Here is a 21,609-nt window from a genome sequence, read left to right as displayed (position 1 = left end):
GTGGATTAGAAACCAATGTTGAGTGTAAGGCCGTAGCTGCGCTGGATAGGGTAACCCCGAAGCGACTCGGGGTCCATACCTTTGAGCGACGACCACGTGAGCAGGTTGCTGCCCTGCAGGGCGATGCTCATGGTGGAGACGTGGAGGGGACGCAGCAGCGATGCGGGAAAGGAGTAGCCGAGGTTGAGCATCTTGAGCCTCACGAAGTTGCAATCCTGTATCCAAAAGGTGGATTCCAGGCGGTTGTTGTCGTTGGTGGTGACGAACTTGATGCGGGGATAGCGGCCGTTTGGGTTCTCGGGCGACCACGATTCGGTGAGGTGGTAACGCTGGAACTTCTGCAGTGTGCCGTTGTCGAGCGTGTAGTAGTCGCGTATATTCTGCTTGTATCCGCTCTCGCCCTGGAACATGGCGTTGATGAAGAAGCCCTTGTAAGAGGCTCCGAGGCGGATGCCGAAGTCGAAATCGGGCACGGAAGAGTTCTTGACGAAGATGCGATCATTGTTGTCGAGCACGCCGTCGTTGTTCTGATCGACGTACCGGATGTCGCCCGGCGCGAGGGTAGCGTTGCCTTGTCCGTCTTGGTCGAGCCGGTGGGCGTCGATCTCTTCCTGCGTCTTGAAGAGGCCGTCGGCCTGATACATGGTCCACACCATACTGCTACGGCCTTTGCGACGCAGGTTCGGAAGCTGTGCCGACTCGTCGCCATAGTCCAGGTATTTGTCGTCGTTCTTGGCCAGGGAGAGGGACAGACTGTACTTGAACTTGCCGATGGTGTTGCGGTGGCTCAGGGTGAAGTCCCAGCCCCAGGCCTTGAGCTTGCTGAAGTTCATGCTCGGCACGCTGCCGTTGACGCCGGTCGAGGGCGGAAAGAGATACTCGGGTGCGGAGGTGATCTTGTCGGTCTCGTAGCGCAGGTAGTACTCGAACGTCAGGCCGATGCGGCCGCCCCAGAAGCCCAGGTCGGCGCCCACGTTGTAGTCGTGGGTCTTGCCCCAGGTGAGTGCGGCGTTGGGATAGCCCTCGAGCACGAGGCCAGGGCGGTAGGAGCCGCCGAAGCTGTAGCCGTAATTGCCCGACTCGGTGTAGTTGGTGAGGTAGGAATAGGCACCCACCAGGCCGTCGTTGCCGAGCCATCCGGTGGAGGCCCGGAGCTTGACGTTGGAGACGACGTCCTGCTTCCAGTTCTTGAAGAACGTCTCATTGGACAGCACCCACGAGGCCGACAGCGAGGGGAAGAAGCCCCAGCGATTGTCGGGCGAGAAGTTGGTGGAGCCGTCCACACGGAAGCTGAACTCGAAGAAGTAGCGGTAGGCATAGCCGTAGTTGACGCGGCCGATGAGCGAAGCGCGCTCGTTGATGCTCTCGTCGCCCGAGAGCTTGGAGTCCTTGGACACGCCGATGGTCTCGGGAAAGCTGCTCTTGTCGAGGTTCTGGCCGGTCATGTACTGGTTGTGCAGCCGCTGGTAGTTGGCCACAAGGGTGGCCCCCACGTCGTGCTTGCTGGCGAAAGTGCGGTTGAAGTTGAGCCCTGCCTCGTAGAGCTGGCTGGTGTAGAAGCGGTCGGTCTGCTGCTGCGACACCTTGGCCGAGGGGTAGATGGTGTTGCGGTCCACGGCCAGCGAGCGGGTCTTCTCGTCGTAGGTGTAGAGCGTAACGGGCTTGTCGAAGTCGGTCTCGATGCGGTGGTTGTCGTCGAACGTGCCGCGCAGGTAGGCCGAGAGGCCCTTGACCATGGGGAAGTCGTAGGCCAGGCGGGCGGTGATGGTGGCGTTCTTGCTGTTGTCCTTGATGTATCCGCCCAGTCCGTAGATGTTGATGAGGGGGTTGTTGCCGTTGGCGCTGGCCAGGCTTCCGTCGCTGAAGCGCAGCACCTGCACAGGCGAGTAGGCGTAGGCCGCGTCGATGGTAGTATAGCTACTGTTCTTGCTCTGCGAGCTGGCGCCGGTGTAGTCGAGCGAGAGGGTGAGGCCTTTGGCCAGCGTGGCGTCGAGCTTGCCGCTGTAGTTGAGTCGGCTGCGCTTCACGCCGCTGTACAGTCCCTTGTTTCCGGCATAGCCCAGCGAGAGGTAATAGCGCACGAACTCGTTGCCGCCCGAGGCCGAAACACTGTGCGAAGTGGAGTGGCCGGTCTTGTCGAGGTAGTCCAATATGTTGTCGTTGCCATACACGTTGGGGTTGGAATGGGTGCGTATCTGCTCCAGCTGCTCGTCGGTGTAGGGCTCGAGGGTGGTGGTGGGCGAGTTGGCAATGGCCACGTTGCGCAGCTTGGCAAACTCGTAGGCGTCGAGGAACTCGGGCAGACGGGTGGCCTGTTGCAGGTTGTACTGCCCGCGATAGTCCAGCTTGATCTTGCCGTTGGCCTTGGCGCGCTTGGTCTGCACCAGCAGCACGCCGTTGGCGGCGCGCGCTCCATAGACGGCGGCGGCGGCGGCATCCTTGAGCACTGTGATGCTCTCGATGTCGTCGGGGTTCAGGTCGGAGAGGCGCGTCTCGCCGTCTGAGGTGTTGGTTCCGAAGCGCGGCACGCCGTCGATGACGAGCAGCGGCGCGCTGTTGATGCCACGGATGCTCATCGCCGCCTCGCGCGCCGTGCTGGGGTCGCCGGTGGTTTGCATCACCTGCAGGCCGGCAACCTGGCCTGCCAGCGACTGGTCGAGGTTGGTAGTGGGGATCATGAGTAGGTCTTCGGCCTTGACAGTCTCCACCGAACCCGTGATGGACGACTTCTTCTGGATGCCGTAGCCCACGACAACGAGCTCGTCGAGACTCTGTGCATCGTCCTCCATGGTGACGCTGACGGGGCCAGAGGCGGGGGCCACCTCCTTGGTTTTATAGCCTATGTAGGACACGAGCAGGCTCTTGGCGCGCGCGTCTCGGGGTATTGTGAACTCGCCGTCGGCATTGGTCACGGTGGCCAGCTTGGTGTCTTTCCACCGCACCTGGGCCCCAATGACGGGCTCGCCGCCACTGTCGACCACCTTGCCTTTCACGGCGCCGGCCTGCGCCCAGGCGGCCGCCGGGGCCGCGAGCAGCAGGAGCGACACGATTGTCTGTCTGATTCTCATAGCTTGATGGGTTATTGATGATTCAGGAGGCGCTCGATGACGAACACCTGATAATTGTAGAAATCGCGCGTGCTGCCCACGGCCTGATTGCGGTAGGAACGGTACTTGGCCAGCACTGCACGCAGCCGGCCCAGCATGATTGCGCCGAGTTCGCCCTGCGATAACGCCGCAGAGCCGAGATTAATACGGGAAAAAGACGACGCGATATGGCCGTAATCGCAGAGCGTTGACGGGGCCGTCGCGTCGCGCCAGAACGCTGCCACGTCGGCGGCCGCGGCCGCGGCTTTCTTGGGCTCGGCCTTTTCGAGCCCCGAAGCGCGCATCATCTGGGCAATGGCGGCCCCCTGGAGCTGCTGCTCAGCCGCGGTCAAACGGCCACCACGGGGGGCGATGAAGAGTGCCTGGGTGAGGTTGGACAGATAGGTGTCGAGGGGATAGTTGAGGCGGGGGTCGGCCAGGCCGCCCTCGCGGATGCGGTAGAGCGTGGCGCCATTGAGCAGCGACGACACCACGGTGGTGCGTATCTTGTCGTTCACGTTGAGGTCGATCTCCATCTTGTTCAGCACGTCGGCGGGCGTGAGCCAGGCGTCGTAGCTGCGCGCCTGGCGGAGCAGCCAGTGCATGGCCTCGCGCTGACGGGCGCGGGAAACGAAGCGGCGGGCGGCGGGCTGGCCGTCGCCCTGGCGCACCTCCTTGTACTCGATGCCGCCCACGAGGGGCATGACGTGGCCCAGGTAGCGGCTGTACTGGCGCGTCAGCTCCTTGTACACGTCCTCGACGGCGTCGTAACGCTCGCCGCGCTCCATGGTCCAGTCGAGCAGATGCCTCATCACAATCTTGAGATTGCTGATGCCCAGGTCGCCGGCCTTGACGTGGTCGTTGCCCAAATCCTCGGTCAGGTCGGTGGGATCGATGGTGCCCAGCATCTGCTGCGCGCCGAATTCGTACATCGGGTCGCCGGCCTTGGCGGCTATCCAGCGGTCGAGTTCGGGCTTCTCCTCGGCGGGCGTGGCGGCCCCGGGAACGAGCCGGTAGCCCCAGTTGATGGCGTAGACGTCGTACACGCCCAGCTCGGGCGGCAACAGGCTGACGCCCCGTTCGGGGTCGCCGGGCTGGGCCACGTAGTTGTTGCGGGCGTAGTCCATGATGCTGGGCGTGGTGCCGTAACGCCGGGTGAACGAGGGGCTGCGCAGCGAGTCGACGGGGAAGGCGTAGCTGGCGCCCATGTTGTGCATCAGTCCGAGCGTGTGGCCCACCTCGTGCGAGGCGGCATACTTGATCGACTGGCGCATCAGCTCGTCGTCGAACACCGGGCGGCGCACGCGCTCGTCCACGGCTCCGGTCTGGACAAAGCGCCAGTTGTGGAGCAGCGACACGATGTTGTGGTACCACAACACGTCGGCGCAGAGTATCTCGCCCGTGCGTGGATCGCTGTGACTGGGGCCCATGGCGTTGGGCGTGGCCGTGGTGGCGTACTTGAAACAGTTGTAGCGCATGTCGTCGGGATCGAAGAGCGAGTCGGCCGCGGGATAGTCGCGGGCCTCGATCACATGCTTGAAACCGGCCGCCTCGAACGCCTTGTTCCACACGAGGATGCCGTCCTTGATGGTCTGGCGCCACTTGGCGGGGAAGGCGGAATCGACGTAGAACACGATCTTGCGCTGCGGCTCCACGAGCTCTCCGCGGAAGTAGCGGTCGCGGTCCTCGGGCCTGGGCTCCACGCGCCACCGCCTGATGAAGCTACGTTGCTCCACGCGGTCCTTGTCGGAGCTGTAGAGATTCTGCAGCTCCGAGAAGTAACCCACGCGGTTGTCCTGGTAGCGTTTGGGCATGGGGTCGTCGGGCAGCACGAAGAGCGAGCGGTGCATCCGCACGGAATAGGGCGTGGCCGTGAGCCCGCCGGTGAGGTTGTAGCTGAGCGTGCTCTTGATTTCGATGTTGCGCTCAAAGGCCTTCACCTCGTTCAGGCCCGAGGCGTCGGCCACGTAGGTGCCCTTGAGCGAGTTGCCGCCGCCGAGCAGCTTGGTGATGGGGCTGTCGGTTTTGATGGGGCTCAGGCAGGCCTCGTTGGTGCCGAAGAAGGCGCTCACGTCGATGACCACGCTGTGGCCGTGGGTGGCCACAATCTTAAACGCCTTGAGAATGGGGTTCAGAAAGTTGCGGTCGAACGAGGCGCGGATGGGGTCGGAGGCGGCCACCAGGTTGGCTGCCTGCACCAGATTCATGTAGACCGAACGCTCGTCCTTGGTGAAGTTGACGACCATCGGGTTGCCAACCATCTGTCCGGCCACGTAGTCCTTGGCGTTGCTGGTCGAGGCCACGCGGTTGGCCAGCATGTAGGTGCGGCCGAAAGCAGAGTCAGGAATCTCGAAATAGAGCTTGTTGTCCTTGGCCTTGAAGATGACGGTAAAGAGTCCTTGCTTCTTCACGCCGCCCTTGACAATCTTGCCGTACTCGTCCTTGGAGAGTGAATCCTTGCCAAGCAGGAGTGCGCCGAGCTTGGCTTTCGGCTTCTTCTTGGCGGCGGCGGGCCCCGGGCAGCCCACGGCAAGGGCAAGGAGCAGGCAACCGGATAAGAGGTGTTTCATCTGTCTGTTCTAATTTAGTTTCCGAGGCCGGGGCCGGCTGAGGGCGCGTTGGCAACGCCATCTCCGGACAAGGCCGCAATGAAAATGATGATATTTTTGCAAAGTTAAGCATTTTTGCAGGTTTCCGCAACGCCAAAAGGCCAAAATCTTACCGCGAAATGGCCGTAAAGGCAAAATAAAAAGGCGGCGGATTTGCCGCCACCGAATATTATGCCTAACTTTGTATGGACGAAAGGGCGCCCCATGAAACACGCGCCGGACATGGAACAACATGGAACAACAGCCAACAACTGACAGCGAAAACACCCGATGGTACGTGCTCTCGGCCAACTATAAGAAGGAGCTTGCCGTGCGCGACGAGCTCCGGGCGCGCGGCTTCGAGGCCTACGTGCCCATGCAGTACGCCCTGGCGCAGGTGCAGGGACGGCGCGAGCGTGTGCTGCGGCCGGCTGCCCATGGGCTGGTGTTTGCCCGCGCCACCATCGACCAACTGCGCGACTACAAGCACTCCTCGCGCAACAATCCCTACGTCTTCTTCCGCATGCAACGCGTCGGGGGGCGGCTGGTGCCGCTCTTCGTGCGCGACGACGACATGGACAACTTCATGCGACTCACGGGCATCGCCGAGGCCAAGCTCACGTATTTCCGCCCGGAAGAGCTCCATTTGGCCAAGGGAGAACGGATTCGCATCATGGACGGAATCTTTGAAGGCATCGAGGGCGTGGTGCAACGGCTGCCCCACAAGCGGGGCGACTATCTCGTGGTAGACCTGCCCGGCGTGTCGGTGGTGGCGGCACGCATCAAGCCCGGCTATGTGCAGCCCGTGGAACGGCGCGTGGCACGTTCGCAGAATGTGGATGCCGACGTGACCCGACTCGCCGCCCTGGCCCTGCGGCTGCTCTACGAACTGCCGGCCGACGGGACGCGGCAGGCCGAACGCGGCATCGTGGCGGGCGAGCTGCAAGTTGTGCGACGCGCGCTGGAGGGCTGCAAAACGTTTCTCGCGGCCGACCGGGCAGCCTATGCCCTGGCCCACTATCTGGCCGCCCGCGCCCTGGGCGAGCCCACCCTGCCCCACGCCGAACGGCTGCGTCCGCTCTGGCCGCGGCTCAGCGTGCGCAGCCTGCTGCGGCTGCGCATCTGCCTCTATCTGGCCCTCGACCACGCCGATACGGCCGCGACCGACAGCATGGCCGCCACACTCGCACGGTGGGACGACAGCCGTTACACGGCGGGCGAGCGCGCATTCCTCACTGAGAAGATGCGGGCCGAAAAAGCTCTGGGAAAATAAAAGGAGGGCGTGAGGCGTCAGCGCTTCACGAACTTGAGAACGATATACCGGCACTTCAACAGGTAGATGCCGGTGTTGAGCTGATGAATGTCCACCACCGTGTGGCGGTCGTCCACCCGGCGTTCCATCACCTTGGAGCCCTGCAGGTTGTAGACGGACAGCGTGGCGCCCCGCTCAAGACCGTCGATACGGAGCGTCTGGTCCTGAAAACCGCTCACCGCCAGCAGCTTCAACTTGTCGATACATTCGGCTTGGGCCACCTGCAACATCAGCCGGGCAATGTCGCCGCACAGCGTGGTGTTGTCGCTCCAACGCAGGGAAAGCATGTCGCCGTCCATGGCAATCTCGGTGACGCTCTTGCTCACCTCCATGCCGTTCACCCGGATGGGTGCGGGGCGCACGGCGGCCCACATCGTGGACGACCAGACAAACAGGACAAGACCAAAAAGCCATCGAGACATGGGCTCACGTGTTTAGGGGTTCGGAACAGGGTCGGCTGGTGGCCGATCCATTGCGGCAAATATAGGAATAATAGTTGGGATTTTCCGTTTTTCGCCGCCTTTTCTTCGCCGGTGTTAACATTATTTCGTACTTTTGTGCCGTCATGGCCCTACACAGAATCGTTCTTGGCCTGGGTTCCAACACCCGGCAGACCTACCACATCCGGCTGGTGCAGCAGCAACTGCGGGCTGCACTGGGCGACATTTGCTTCACACGCACGCTCTGGACGGTGCCCATCGGTGTGCGTTCGCCGCTCTATCTCAATGGGTTGGCCGAGGCGCGTACGGCGTTGGACTACGACGAGCTGCTCCGACTCACCAAGCAAATCGAGCAAAGCATAGGCCGCACCGAGGCCGACCGCCGGGCCCATGTGGTGCGGGCCGACATCGACATCCTGCTCTACGACGGCCAACGCTTCCACCTCTCCGACTGGCAACGCCCCTATGTGCGCCGTCTGCTCGGCGAATTGCAGGGCTTCGAGCCGTAAGGACGGCGGCAGGAAACGTCACGGCAAAGGAGGCAAAAAAGTGGAACCAGGAGGAAAAAGGCAGAATCAGAAGCTGAAATACCGCGCCCTTTCCTTTGCCGTCTCGGCAATATGACTTATATTTGCAGCAAGAATCCATAAGCGCAACGACATGAAATACCCCATCGGAATACAAGACTTCAAGAGCATCCGCGAAGATGGTTTCGTCTATGTGGACAAGACTGACCTCGTCTACGACATGGCGACCCAGGGAAAAATCTACTTCCTGAGCCGGCCGCGGCGCTTCGGAAAGTCGCTGCTCGTCTCCACGCTGAAGTATTATTTCCGCGGCGAGCACGGGCTGTTCAAGGGCCTGGCCATCGACAAACTGGAAACCGAATGGAAGCAATACCCCGTGTTCCACCTCTCGTTCGGCCCGCAGGACTTCACGCAACCCGACGCTCTGTACAAGGCCATCAACTATTTCATCAGTTGCGCGGAGCAGGAGTACGGGCTGCAGACCATCGAAGAGACGCTCAGCACGCGGTTCCTCCGCGTGCTGCATGCCGCACACGAACAGACGGGGCTGAGATGCGTAGTGCTCATCGACGAGTACGACAAGCCGCTGCTCGACGTGCTCGACAGGCCAGACACCATACGCGTGAACAACGTAGACAAGACCTTCGAGGAGCACAACCGCGACCTGCTCAAGGGTTTCTACGCCGTGTTCAAGGACGCCGACCCCGACTTGCGCTTCGTTTTGCTCACGGGCGTCACCAAATTCTCGCAGGTCAGCGTGTTCAGCGGCTTCAACCAGCCCAACGACATCAGCATGGCTCCCAAGTTCGACGCGCTCTGCGGAATCACCAACCAAGAGCTCCACACCGTCTTCGCCGACAGCATACGAGAGCTGGCCGACGCCATGCAAACCACCGAGGAGGACATGAAGAGCCTGCTGCAGAGGCAGTACGACGGCTACCACTTCAGCCGTCTGATGACCGACGTGTACAATCCTTTCAGCTTGCTCAAGGCCTTCGACAACCAGGACGTGCGCGATTTCTGGTTCCAGACCGGCACGCCCTCCTACCTGCTGCGACTGCTCGAGCACTGCGAGGAGAACCTCAACGAGATGGTTGGCCGCTACTACAGCGAGCCGCAGTTCGTCGACTACAAGGCCGACGTGGAGCGACCGCTGCCCATGATATACCAGAGCGGCTACCTCACCATCAAGGAATTCGACCCCGACAGCCGAGCATACCTGCTCGACTTCCCCAACAACGAGGTCACAGCGGGCTTCGTCAGCCTCACGGCCGCCAGCTACCTCAAGTCGAAAGAAAGCCCGCAGACCTGGATTCTGCAGGCCCAGCGCGCACTCAAGCAGGGCGACACCGACGACTACCGCGACCTGCTCGCCGCGTTCCTCTCCAGCATTCCCTACTCCGCACGCCGCCATGAGAACGAGCGAGAGCAGGAGCGCTACTTCCAATACACCGTCTACCTGCTCATGCGCATGATGAGTGTCTACACCGTTTACCACGAGAAGCACACCAGCCAGGGACGTGCCGACTTCGTCATCGAGACCCCGCGCTTCGTCTACATCTTCGAGTACAAGCTCGACCGGCCCGCCGCCGAGGCCATCCGCCAGATCGAGGAAAAGGGCTATGCCCGCGAGTACGCCCAGGACCCCCGGCCCGTCTACTGCATCGGCTGCACCTTCAGCAGCCAGACCGGTACCGTGGGCGACTGGGCATGCCAGAGACAATGACCGCAACAACAACTCTCGTGCTCATGCCAGGAGTGGCCGTTACCAAACACACACGTGCAGTATTTTAGCGCCGGCATGGGGAAAACCCGCACGGCGCTCCGCACGCACGCGTCGCAGGGCTCCGAAAAGACCGCCAGAACAACGCTGCGGCAACGAATTGCCGTCCATTCCATCGAATTTAATCCGGATAATGTTGCCACCTTGGATTTTTTTCGTATTTTTGCAAACGCATACATAATTTAGACTGTTACTGACAATCTGCGAGCATGGCCACGCAAGCAGCGGCCAGCCAAGGGGCGGCGCCCTGCGCATCCCGCCGACGGCTTGTCCCATCGGCCAGCTCAAAAGCGGACGACACTTTCAGCCCCGGGCCCTTTTGGCCCTCACTCCATCTGCGGTCAGACAGACGGAGGAGGGAAAGATATGTCCCAGACAGAATTGTCAGAACGCCTACACCTTATTATAATATATAAACAGCCCCCTCTCCTCATCAACCCTTTGAAGTACGACTATCTCATTGTTGGCTCTGGCTTGTTCGGTGCCACCTTTGCCCATCTGGCCCGCAAGGCAGGCAAGCGGTGTCTGGTGATCGACCGTCGGCCGCACCTCGGCGGCAACGTCCATTGTCTGGAGATGGAGGGCATTCACGTGCACCAGTACGGCGCGCACATCTTCCACACCAGCGACAAGCGGGTGTGGGACTTCGTGAACGGCATCACCCCCTTCAACCGCTACACCAACTGCCCCGTGGCTAACTACGAGGGGCGGCTCTACAACCTGCCCTTCAACATGAACACCTTTTACCAGATGTGGGGTGTCACCACCCCCGCCGAAGCCGAGGCCAAGCTCCGCGAACAACGGGCCGAGGCCGTCGCACGGATGGCAGCCGGGGGTGTCGGCGAGCCGCGCAATCTGGAAGAACAGGCCTTGGCGCTCGTCGGCCGCGACATCTACGAGCGGCTCGTCAAGGGCTACACCGAGAAACAGTGGGGCCGCCCCTGCACCGAGCTGCCCGCCTTCATCATCAAGCGGCTGCCCGTGCGGATGGTGTTCGACAACAATTACTTCGACGATGCCTACCAAGGCATTCCCGTCGGCGGCTACAACCGCCTGATCGACGGGCTGCTCAAGGATGTCGAAACCCAGACGGGCATAGACTTCTTCACCCCGCTCGGCCCCGCCGATAGTAGGGATCGGGCACACGCCCACGCGTCCGGTGCCGGCGGTTCCGCCCACGGCCTCGGGCATGGTGGGGCCGGCCCGACAGCCCTTGCCGCCCTGTTGCAGCAAGCCGGACACCCCGTCGGCCCGCAACAGACCCTCTGGGAGACCTGGCCCGCACTGGCCCACAGATTAGTCTACACCGGCCCCATCGACCAGTTCTTCAGCTACCGCTACGGCCGGCTGGCTTACCGCACCGTGCGTTTCGAGACCGAAACCCTCGACACGCCCAACTATCAGGGCTGTGCCGTCGTCAACTACACCGAGGCCCGCGTGCCCTATACCCGCATTATCGAGCACAAGCACTTCGAGATGTTCGGCCCCCAAGTGGACGCATGCCCCCGCACCGTCATCTCCCGCGAATACGCCACGGAGTGGCAACCCGGCTTGGAACCCTACTATCCGGTGAACGATGACGCCAACAACACCCTGTACAAGAAGTACAAGGCACTGGCCGACGAATACCCCGCCACCCTGACCCTTCCGGCCCCCGGCCGTTCCTGCCTCTTCGGCGGCCGGCTGGCCGAATACAAATATTACGACATGGCACCCGTGGTGGCCCGGGCAATGGAGCTGTTCGAGGAAAAAGGAAACTAGTACCGACATGGCAGATTGCATCACAACCGCCGCTTATGAATGAAAAGAAATTAAGTATCATCGTCCCTGTCTACAATGTAGAAGAGTACTTGGAACGCTGCATTGACTCCATTTTTTGCCAAAGAATGGCAGAGGAAGATATGGAAATCATCATGGTAGATGACGGTTCCACGGACAACAGTCGGGCAATAGCGGAAGCCCTGGCCGCCAAACACCATTCCCTGCAGCTCATTCATCAGGAAAATGGAGGGCAAAGTGCTGCAAGAAATACAGGATTGAGACATGCCTCGGGGCAATATGTCATGTTCGTTGATTCCGACGATTACTTGCTGCCCAACGTGCTGGACAAGGTCTATGGCTGTGCGGTGCAACATGACTTGGATATGTGTGCATACCGGTTCAAGACGATGAAGGTCGATGGCAGCTGGTATGAGGATATGGTTCAGCCATTCGACACAGACAAGATATACACCGGAGAGCAAGCCCTGTTGAAGCATGTCTCCATCTCGTCTGCATGCGCCAACCTGTACAAGATGGAGTTCATTCAACAAAACAACCTGTTCTTTTCGGTTGGCATAGTACACGAGGATGTTGATTTCAACAGCCGGGCATACGCCTTTGCAGAACGCATCATGTTTACAGGGCACCTCGTTTATGCCTATTTCAGAAACGAAAACTCTTCAAGCCGGAGCAAAGACTCAGGCACGCTGAGGAAATCCCTGCTTGACGAACTGAGTGTGGCGGCCAACATGAAAAGGTTTGCCGAGACGGCTGCGCTGTCTGGCACACTCAAAGCTTTCTATCATCAGCATTGCAACTCCATCATGATTTCCCTGCTGCTGCTATATTTCAGAGGGCGTTATCCCTATGCGTTCCTGCAACAGCTTCTTGAAGACGCCAAGGGAAGGTCGCTGTATCCCGTCTACGGGAAAACCCATTCGTGGGCAACAACATGGATGATACCCCTTTTGAATCGGCGAGAGACCTTTGCCTTTTATGCCCAATCCACAGGTATCCTTGCCCGCTTGAGGCTGCACGGGCATGTACGGTGGTGCAACTTGAACCGGTGGTTGCACAGAAGACACCTTGCCAAACGGTTCACAAACCAGACCAGCATCATCTGCAACAACTGCTTTGGCAGCAGAATTTCGCAAGATTTGCATTTGGCGTATCGGTCTCCAACGATAGGAATGTTTATGTATTGGCCGGATTATTTCCTTTTCGTGAAGTGCCTCGGAGAGGCTGTTAAAAAAGAAATTTCTTTCCGAAATGTCTCAAAATACGACGGCAAGGGAAGAGATTACCCTATCGGATTTATCCCGATGGGCAGCCAAGACATAGAACTTCATTTCATGCATTACCCGTCGCCGGCCGTTGCAAAGGAAAAGTGGGAACGGCGATGCAAAAGGGTAAATATGGACAATTGCATATATATTTACGAAGGAAACGAGAAAATGGCAAAGGAAGAGATAGAAGAATTTCTAAGGTTGGGCGACTGCCACTTCTTTCATGACATTGATTTGTCCATAAGCCACACCCGCTATCACGCCATACCGCAAATGCGCAGCAAGCACTTTACCGACGGCTACGACATGGCCCATCTGTTTTATAGATACTTATAATGAAGAGATTTCAAGAGATAGATGTGGCCAAGGGCCTCCTCATCATGCTGGTTATAGTGGTTCATGTACCCATGGCCTTGCACAAAATGGGCTACGACTACCCCTTTGTGTGCTACCCAAGCAATGAGACTAGTTTCTTGTATGACGGTTTCTTCATGCAGGCTTTCTTCATGCTGTCCGGCTACACCTCGCATTTTGACAAGCCATTCCGTGCTTTCTCCGTCGGCAACCTCAAGGGTCTGCTGGTTCCTTTCCTGTTTTTTGGCATCCTCACCAAAGCAGCAGAGAGTGCACTGTTCGGGGACGATTTCTGGACGCTGACCGTAGGAGGCGAGCGGTATTTCTTTCTGGTCGAGACGCTCTGGTTCCTGTCGGCCATGTTTATAGCCCGATTCATTTACTGGGCCGTGCACCGCACTACGACCAACGACCTTTTACGAGGAGGGGCACTGCTTGCCATCCTTGTCATGGGAGTCGTGCTGAACCACATTCATCAGGAAGCGGAAGACCCCGCGCACTTCCACAATTACTTCCATTATCGCAATGCCATGTGCCTAGCAATCTTCCTTTGGATAGGCGATTGCATGAAGAGACACACTTGGATGAAAGGGCACGCCAGGGGAATTGGCTTCTGTTACATTCCCCTGATTCTTGTTTCAAAGTTCTTCCCCAAGATACATCCCGTTGCCTATACAGACTCCTCTGCACTGACAATTGCCGAGATTCCCGCTTACATTCTTTTCTCCGTCTCGGGAACACTACTGCTTGTAGAGCTTGCCGTATATCTGAAAAGAGCTGGAATTGTCGCTTACATGGGCCGCAACTCACTGGTTGTCTACTGCGTCCATTTCCTCATCATGCAGTGCGTGGCCGTGTTGTTGAGCGGTCTGGTGACGCCAGAGGGCAAGACGCTTTCCATGCTGTATTTTGGCATTTTCCTGCTGCTATGCTGGTCGTGTACCGCAGGATGCGCCTTTGTGTTCAAGAAATATCCATTGAATTACTGCGTGGGGAAATGGTAAGCCACCGCGAAACAAGCCCTATGGGACGTATGGAACATGTAGAATATATAGACGCCCTCAAGGGCTTCGGCATGTTCCTCGTGGTAATGGGGCACGTCATCGCATGGTCGTTCGACAGCTATGGGGCAGGTTTCTACGTGCCCGAAGCTACGGATACGCCGGCGGTATTGCTTTGGTGGCATGTAATCTACAGTTTCCACATGCCCCTGCTGTTTTGGATTTCAGGCTGTCTGCTGGTCTCACCATCCAGACCTTTTGCTGCGAACATGCTTCCCGGCTATCTATGGCGGAAGACATACACGCTCTTAATACCGTTTTTCGTGGCAGGCTTGACGTTCATGGCCATCACCGGCGAACCTTTCACGAAATATTGGTTTCTCCGTACCCTGTTCATTTTCATCCTGATGAGTCTGCCTTATGAGCTCGTCAGGCAGCGAGGCCTGAAAGGGCACCGGCGGCTTGTTGTGGGGGTGGACATCGCCTATTATATGGTTCTGGTACAAGTTATCAAGATATTGTCGTGGAAACACCGCGGGGACATCGTAGACGTGCTATGGGACTCGGAACACATGTTGCACTTTCAATATTTTGTCTTTGGTATCTTCTGCAGCCGCTATTTTTCGTTGAAGAAACTGCTCGACAGCAATTGGTGCTACACCGTGGCTTTGGTTCTTTTCTGCTGCGGCACATTTATCACAAATGCGTCCAACCAGAGCGAATGGGCTACCCAAACGGCTTATCTACTTGTGCCTTACTGCGGCATCATCTGTGCGCATTACTTGTTCAAGTCCAGATTCACGTCCGGCAGGTTTGTGGAATGGCTGAAAGGCCTTGGGCGACACTCACTCGAAGTTTATATCCTGCACTTTTATTTCGTCATTTCCATACCCCAAGTAGGCGCGTATGTCATCCGCGGCATGCAGGAAGACGCGTTTCACGGAAGCATGGCCAGTACAGCGCAGCTGCTATATGGAGCGGCCGTCGCATGCATCATCTGCGTGCTGTCCCTCCTTGCCACCCGCGTGTTGAGATCAAGCAACGCACTGTCCCTCTTGCTGCTGGGCAGGAAAAACAAGAAGCCAAACGGCTGAGGCAAGAGCACGCATCAGGAAAACTAAGAAATGGAAGCCGATTCAAGAATCAAGAAAAGCCTGCTGAACGCCAAGGTCAACACGATATGTTATACACTTGGACTGTTCATGACTTTCTTTTCCAGAAAGATATTCATAGACCATCTGGGGGCCGAATTCCTGGGGCTGTCGAGCACTCTGGCAAGTCTGCTGGGTTTCCTCAACCTGGCGGAGCTTGGCGTGGGACAGGCCATCAGCGTAGTACTCTACAAACCTATCTATGACAAGAACCGCCACGACATCAACGAGATTATCAGCGTGCTGGGTTATCTCTACCGTATGATAGGCTTGTTCATCCTCATTGGGGGCGTGGTGCTGTCGTGTTTCCTGCCCATGATATTTCCAGACACCAGCTTTTCCTGGGAAATTATCTATTTAGCTTTCTTCTCTTTCCTCTTCTCTGCATTGCTGGGTTATTTCTGCAACTACAAGCAGAATCTGCTTTGGGCTGACCAAAGAGGGTATGAGATAACCGGGTATTTCCAAATCATTGGACTTGTCAAGACCTCCATACAGATGGCCATTGCCTACTATACAGCCAACTATGTGTTGTATCTGGTCATTGAAATCTTGTTTGGCATTGCTTATGCCTTGGTTTTAAGATGGAGGGTGAATGCCGTCTATCCTTGGTTGCGCACAGAAATCAAGAAAGGAAGGCAGCTGTTCAAGAAATATCCCACCATCGGGAAATATATCGGGCAGCTGTTCATTCACAAGATAGGCAGCTTCGTACAGTTCCAAATTACCCCTCTGCTGATCTATGGCTATGTGTCTCTGGTCGTTGTAACATTCTATAACAACTACATGTCTGTGGCCACACAGGTAAAAGGATTCATAGGCGGTGTGCTCGACAGCACGGGGGCCGGGGTGGGCAGTCTGATAGCCGAGGGAAACCGGGAGCATATTTTCCGCATGTATAAAGAGCTACTCAGTATCAGATATTACATTGCCGGCTCACTGTGTTGCTGCATTTTTTATCTTGCCTCCAATTTCATTTCCGTTTGGCTGGGCAAGCAATACATGCTGTCGCAACTGGTGGTTTTGCTCATCTGCATCCAGACATTCTTCAACATGTCGCGAGGCACCAACGAGCAGTTCTCCAATGGCTACGGCCTCTTCTCAGATGTATGGGCACCGTTTGCAGAAACTATTATTTTCGTGTTGGTAGCCATGGCGCTGGGCAGCAGGTATGGATTGGTCGGCGTACTGTGCGGCCCGGTGGCCTCGCTCGCACTCATTGTCAATGTCTGGAAACCCTATTTTCTATTCTCCAAAGGGCTGAAACGCCGCTTCTACACGTATTGGTTGTTGGTTGCCGACTATACTGCCTTGCTCCTTGCCGCATATTTTCTTTCCAGTTTTCTTGCGGGGCATGCGGGCATAGACGGCTCCTTGTCCTGGAAGAACTGGTTGCTCCAGACACTGGCATTTGCGCCCTGCATGTTTGTCACGAGTTTTATCCTGTTTTATTTCTTTGGCATGGGCATGAAAGGGTTTGTCGGCCATTTGCTGTTGTCGCGCAAGATCCATGGATAACAAACCAAATATCCTACTGATTGAGCCTTTTATTCCTTACCCGCTGACCAACGGCGGTGCACAGGCCATCTTTCATGGCATACAGGCCATCAGGGAAGAGTATCATGTTTATGTGCTCTTCACAAGCCGGATGGGCGAGAAATATTTCCACGAATTTGAGCAAGAGATTGGGCCGGATGTCACCCTTTTGCCGTATTTGCCCGTCAAGTCCGCACGCCTTCCCCTGAAAAACAGGATTGCCCTCTCGCTGTACTACCGGACCGGAAGCGACCGACTGAGAGTGCAAGACCCCTTTGAAGAAAAGACGGTGGAACCTGTTTTCTCCGAAGATTTTCTCAGATACGTTCATGAAATCATCAGCAAACACAGCATATCCATCGTGCAGGTGGAGATGCCATGGGTCATGTCCATTGTCCTCGGATTGCCGCAATCGGTCAAGAAAGTATTCGTGCATCACGAACTTCGGTTTGTCAGAAACGAGCTGGAACTCAAGACCTACGGCGAGAATCTCTATCGGAGGGCGGCTGTAGAACTGAACAAAATACAGGAGATTGGCTTGCTGAACAGATATGATGCCATCGTCACTTTGTCGGAGACCGACAAGGAGAAACTGCTCCGCGAGGGCGTGAACGTACCCGTGCACTCTTCGTTTGCCATCGTCAATACAGCCCCAAAGGCCGAGGAGATCACCAAGATGGAAAAGACCGTTTCTTTCGTCGGCCCAGAGTTTCACCTCCCCAACCAGAAAGGCATCCAGTGGTTTTTGTCGGCATGTTGGCCCCGTCTGCTCCAAAAAGACCCAGCATATCAGTTCCAAATCATCGGCAACTGGAATGAAACGACGAAGACAAGCCTCGCCAGCCGATACAAAAACATAAAGTTTCTGGGCTTCGTGGACCATTTGCAAGAGGCTTTGACCAACACCGTCATGATTGTGCCCATCAGGATTGGAAGCGGCATCCGCATGAAGATACTGGAGGCCGCGGCCAACGGCGTGCCGTTTGTCTCAACACAGGTCGGCGCAGAGGGACTGCCCTTTGTCTCGGGCAAGGAGTGCTTCATTGCTGACGATCCCGATGCTTTTGTAGACGGAATCCTGCGTTTGCAGGACTCTGCCTTGGCCAACGCTTTCGTGCAGGCGGCACGTCACCGCGTACAAACTCAGTTTTCTTTGGCAGCATTAAAACAGAACCGATGCGAAATTCTCAAGAGCATCATTCGGTAAAGTTCTCATTTGTCCTGCCCGCCTGGAAAGGCAGATACCTTGCAGAGGCCGTGAGATCCATCCTGCGGCAGGACTATCGGAACTTTGAACTGATTGTAGTGGACGACTGCTCGCCGGAGCCGCTTGGAGAAATCATGAAGGAATTCCGGGACAACCGTGTCGTCTATCATCGGAATGAAAAGAACCTGGGCGGGCGAAACCTTGTCGGGCAATGGAACCGCTGTTTGCAATATGCCTCGGGAGAGTATGTGGTGCTGGCTACCGACGACGACCTTTATGAGCCGACATTCCTCTCTGCATTTGTTCCTCTCATCGGGAAATACCCCAAAGTCGAGCTGTTCCGTGCCCGCATTCTGCAGACAGATGCTCATGGAACCATCAAGGAAATAGACCGTTGCTACAAGGAGTACCTGACGAAAGACGAGTTTGCCTACCATATGCTGCATGGCATGAAAGGCGGCATACCTCATTATATTTTTAAGCGACAGGCCCTAATGGCCAAGGGAGGCTTCGTCGATTTTCCCAAGGCATGGGCGTCAGATGATGCCACGGCCATCATGATGGCAGGGCACGGCGTGGTGAACAGTCAGGAACATTTGGTGAGGTTTCGGTGGAGCAGCATCAATATTTCAAGTAACAGTACATTGATAAAAGAAAAGGTACAAGCAAGGATGCTCTTCTATAAGTGGTTAAAAAAAAACTTGACACCTATTGAACCAAGGAACGAAAAGAATCAGTTCCTTCATTCAAATATTGATGTATTTTTACCATTATACCATAAACTATCATTAATTACCCATCTTAACAGTGTTTCTTTTATAAAAAGAATTAAATGCTTCAAAACCATATATTGCAGTACCGATCTTTCTGTAAAAGACAAGTTGTCAATTCTATATAGAACTTATATATAATGAAATTCAGCATTATTACGGTTAATTTTAATCACGCGGAAGGACTTCAAAATACTATAAGGAGCGTAATCGGCCAAAGTTATAAGAACTATGAATACATAATTGTAGATGGTGGAAGTACCGATGGTAGTGTAGACATAATTAGGAGTTACGAGGCAGATTTGACATATTGGGTTAGTGAACCAGACGGAGGTATCTATCAAGCTATGAATAAAGGTACGAAAATGGCAACAGGTGATTATTGTATATACTTGAATTCTGGCGATATTTTCTCAAACATAAGGGTGTTGGAAAACGTAGCAGGAATGAGCCTCACAGAAGATATTATTAGTGGAGACCAACAAATTGGCACTAAACTTCTTAGGAGTCCGGATTTTGTTACATTAAAGATTTTTTTTATACGCTCGCTTTTTCATCAAGCAACATTTATTAAAACAAACTTAATAAAAACACATCCTTATGATGAGAGCATGAAATTTGCTGCTGATTGGAAATTCTTTATGGAAATGATAGTCCTAAACAATTCTACTTACAAACATATACCTTTGAGTATTTCTATCTTTGAATCTGGAGGAGCCACAGAACAAAATACGCAAAAGTCAAGAGATGAAGTTAGGGGAATATTAGAGAATATTTTTCCAAAGCGTGTGCTCGAAGACTATAATGACTATTGTTATGGAGAGACTCCTTATCGAAAGATGATGAATAAAATAGAGGACATCCCACCTGTAAAGAAGATTATTTATACAATAGATGTAGCTATATTAAAGATTATAAACATTAGAATTAAGTCAAAATGGATTCGAGAACTTGGCTTCTTTCTAATTAATAACGAAAAGAGTCGAATATAATTAATAGAAAAAATGAAATTAGCAATATCATTATGTACTTCTTCTCATGCTTTCCTTGGTGGTGTTGTAAATCAAGGAAAGATGTGGAAAGATGGTCTTGAACTATTAGGGCATTCCGTTGATCTTGTTAACTACTGGGATTCATACAAGTGGGCAGACTATGATGCGATTATAGTATTAGGAATGGGATTAGAACACGTTTCCCTAATTAATGAAATTTCAAAATACAACAAACATGTTATTTCTGCTCCAATATTGGATCCTGATCCAAGTATTTCTTGGAATATGTTTCGAATAAAAGCTAGATATTCGCTGGGATGGTTCAAGCATTTCTCTGGTTTTAGAGGTATGAGGCATTTGTTTTATGGTTTTGAGCAGTTGAATGCGTATTTAGTCCGTTCAAATTATGAAGCAGACTTTCTCACTAAAGTTTTCAAGATTAAGAGAAAACGTATCTTTATAGTACCTCTTTCATATAGAAATAAAGACATAAATTATTTTCCCGAGAAAGAAGACTTCTGTTTTCATGTGAGCAGACTAGACGCTCCAAATAAAAATGTGAGAAGATTGATAGAAGCAGCAAAGAAATATCAGTTTAGACTAATATTAGCAGGATTTATCAATGGAGAAGATAATAAAACTTTGCTCTTGGATCAAATAAGAAATTACCCTAATATCTCATACATAGGAACTTTGCCAGATGACAAACTCAATCATTATTACGAGAAGGCAAAAGTTTTTGCATTACCAAGTACTAATGAAGGAGTTGGACTTGTTGCCTTGGAGGCAGCAGCATACGGAGCAGAAATATTAATGACAAACTTGGGAGGTCCGCAAGAGTATTATAAAGGGATGGCAGAGTTGGTTAATCCTTATAGCATAGATGAAATAGGCCAAGCAATTTGCAAATTAATGAAAGAGGGGAAAGCTCAGCCACAGCTGATGAATTATATAAAAAAAGAATATTCCTTGAGAGCTTGCTCTGTTAAGCTAGAAAAAGTTATCATTTCTATAATAAAAACATCTTGTTAAAGTATGGCATATAGAAAGCGGTATAGCCATAATATACCATAAAAGTGTACATAAATCTTGCATGGCATCGTTTCTGTATTTGACTTGATGGGAATAAACAGTACGGCATGCGGATACATTGAGTAAAAATATAAAACTCTCCAAAATCCAAATGGCCATGCTCAACCGCGGGCTCGTCAAAGACTTCTCCATCAACGGAAAGACATGCAATACCAAGAATGCTTAGACTATATACGCAGCGACTATTATCGTTTCAAGGAGCGAAAGGACGCGGGCCTAATCCGCATGTGGACGGCCACTTTTCTCGACGTTGGCTTCCGCTTCTTGTTTTGGTTCCGGCTGGCCAAATGCAGTAATGTCTTGTTAGGCGGGATAAGCAGAATGCTGTATAGGTATTGTGCCATGAAGCACCATATCGTGATCGAGCGCACGACGGAGATTGGATACGGATGCCGCATTGTGCATGGAGGCCCTGTTGTCATCAATGCTTCCGCGGTAATTGGTGACAATGTTGACATATATCAATTTACTTCCATCGGGAGTATGTACATGACGGCCGCCCATATCGGCAACAATGTTTACATCGGTCCATCAGTCTGCATTGTTGAAGATGTGACCATCGGCAACGGGGTGACCATCGGCGCAGGGGCTGTGGTGGTTAAAGACATACCCGACGGCGTAACCGTGGCTGGGAATCCTGCCCGTGAAATATCTCGGAAAGAGCCGGGGCGGCTGGTGTGGAGACGATGGAACAGGGCGTGGAACAAAGCTAAATAAATATAA

16 protein-coding genes are annotated in these 21,609 nt (G+C 54.5%); 13 read left to right on the top strand and 3 right to left on the bottom strand.

The features are described from left to right. Positions 1 to 5: 5 nt before the first annotated feature. Entirely contained in the window at positions 6 to 3,068 is a 3,063-nt protein-coding gene (locus PREDE_RS10920) for a SusC/RagA family TonB-linked outer membrane protein (RefSeq protein ID WP_005847408.1), read from the bottom strand. An 11-nt stretch (positions 3,069 to 3,079) separates the two neighbouring features. Then, on the bottom strand, positions 3,080 to 5,656 hold the full coding sequence (locus PREDE_RS10915) for a zinc-dependent metalloprotease (protein ID WP_005847406.1): 2,577 nt from the start codon (positions 5,654 to 5,656) through the stop codon (positions 3,080 to 3,082). Between the two features lie 271 nt (positions 5,657 to 5,927). On the opposite strand from PREDE_RS10915, the gene PREDE_RS10910 reads away from it, so the two are divergent. Continuing rightward, positions 5,928 to 6,947, top strand: a complete 1,020-nt coding sequence (locus tag PREDE_RS10910) for a UpxY family transcription antiterminator (RefSeq protein ID WP_005847404.1) — start codon at positions 5,928 to 5,930, stop codon at positions 6,945 to 6,947. Positions 6,948 to 6,964: 17 nt separating this feature from the next. Here PREDE_RS10910 and PREDE_RS10905 read toward each other — a convergent pair whose 3' ends face one another. Continuing rightward, the gene (locus PREDE_RS10905) at positions 6,965 to 7,408 is read right to left on the bottom strand and encodes a T9SS type A sorting domain-containing protein (protein ID WP_005847402.1); all 444 of its coding nucleotides are present in this window, start codon (positions 7,406 to 7,408) and stop codon (positions 6,965 to 6,967) included. A gap of 143 nt (positions 7,409 to 7,551) precedes the next feature. Between PREDE_RS10905 and PREDE_RS10900 the strand changes: the two genes are divergently transcribed. The 12 genes from PREDE_RS10900 to PREDE_RS10845 all read left to right on the top strand — a co-directional run bounded on the left by PREDE_RS10900 (position 7,552) and on the right by PREDE_RS10845 (position 21,603). Then, the gene (locus PREDE_RS10900) at positions 7,552 to 7,935 is read left to right on the top strand and encodes a 2-amino-4-hydroxy-6-hydroxymethyldihydropteridine diphosphokinase (RefSeq protein WP_005847400.1); all 384 of its coding nucleotides are present in this window, start codon (positions 7,552 to 7,554) and stop codon (positions 7,933 to 7,935) included. A gap of 151 nt (positions 7,936 to 8,086) precedes the next feature. Next, the gene (locus PREDE_RS10895) at positions 8,087 to 9,679 is read left to right on the top strand and encodes an ATP-binding protein (RefSeq protein WP_015310488.1); all 1,593 of its coding nucleotides are present in this window, start codon (positions 8,087 to 8,089) and stop codon (positions 9,677 to 9,679) included. Between the two features lie 423 nt (positions 9,680 to 10,102). After that, positions 10,103 to 11,497, top strand: coding sequence for a UDP-galactopyranose/dTDP-fucopyranose mutase family protein (locus PREDE_RS10890; protein WP_005847394.1), 1,395 nt, complete (start codon positions 10,103 to 10,105; stop codon positions 11,495 to 11,497). A 35-nt stretch (positions 11,498 to 11,532) separates the two neighbouring features. Further along, positions 11,533 to 13,119, top strand: coding sequence for a glycosyltransferase (locus PREDE_RS10885; protein ID WP_005847392.1), 1,587 nt, complete (start codon positions 11,533 to 11,535; stop codon positions 13,117 to 13,119). Then, positions 13,119 to 14,141, top strand: a complete 1,023-nt coding sequence (locus PREDE_RS10880; RefSeq protein WP_005847391.1) for an acyltransferase family protein — start codon at positions 13,119 to 13,121, stop codon at positions 14,139 to 14,141. Before PREDE_RS10885 ends, PREDE_RS10880 begins: the two co-directional genes overlap by 1 nt. Before the next feature lie 29 nt (positions 14,142 to 14,170). Continuing rightward, positions 14,171 to 15,232, top strand: a complete 1,062-nt coding sequence (locus PREDE_RS10875; RefSeq protein ID WP_005847389.1) for an acyltransferase family protein — start codon at positions 14,171 to 14,173, stop codon at positions 15,230 to 15,232. A 30-nt stretch (positions 15,233 to 15,262) separates the two neighbouring features. Continuing rightward, a complete protein-coding gene (locus PREDE_RS10870) occupies positions 15,263 to 16,807 on the top strand; it encodes a lipopolysaccharide biosynthesis protein (protein WP_005847387.1) in 1,545 nt (514 codons plus the stop codon). After that, a complete protein-coding gene (locus PREDE_RS10865; protein ID WP_015310486.1) occupies positions 16,800 to 18,032 on the top strand; it encodes a glycosyltransferase in 1,233 nt (410 codons plus the stop codon). The genes PREDE_RS10870 and PREDE_RS10865 overlap by 8 nt, the downstream gene beginning before the upstream one ends. Next, entirely contained in the window at positions 18,002 to 18,943 is a 942-nt protein-coding gene (locus PREDE_RS10860; protein WP_005847384.1) for a glycosyltransferase family 2 protein, read from the top strand. Before PREDE_RS10865 ends, PREDE_RS10860 begins: the two co-directional genes overlap by 31 nt. Continuing rightward, complete coding sequence (locus PREDE_RS10855; protein WP_005847383.1) at positions 18,943 to 19,794, top strand: glycosyltransferase family 2 protein; 852 nt, start codon at positions 18,943 to 18,945, stop codon at positions 19,792 to 19,794. The genes PREDE_RS10860 and PREDE_RS10855 overlap by 1 nt, the downstream gene beginning before the upstream one ends. 12 nt (positions 19,795 to 19,806) lie before the next feature. Then, the gene (locus PREDE_RS10850; RefSeq protein ID WP_015310485.1) at positions 19,807 to 20,826 is read left to right on the top strand and encodes a glycosyltransferase family 4 protein; all 1,020 of its coding nucleotides are present in this window, start codon (positions 19,807 to 19,809) and stop codon (positions 20,824 to 20,826) included. A gap of 204 nt (positions 20,827 to 21,030) precedes the next feature. Further along, positions 21,031 to 21,603, top strand: coding sequence for a serine O-acetyltransferase (locus PREDE_RS10845; RefSeq protein WP_005847380.1), 573 nt, complete (start codon positions 21,031 to 21,033; stop codon positions 21,601 to 21,603). Positions 21,604 to 21,609 lie beyond the last annotated feature (6 nt).

This window comes from Prevotella dentalis DSM 3688, assembly GCF_000242335.1.
Lineage (GTDB): Bacteria > Bacteroidota > Bacteroidia > Bacteroidales > Bacteroidaceae > Prevotella > Prevotella seregens.
This window is presented reverse-complemented; position numbering and strand designations above follow the sequence as displayed.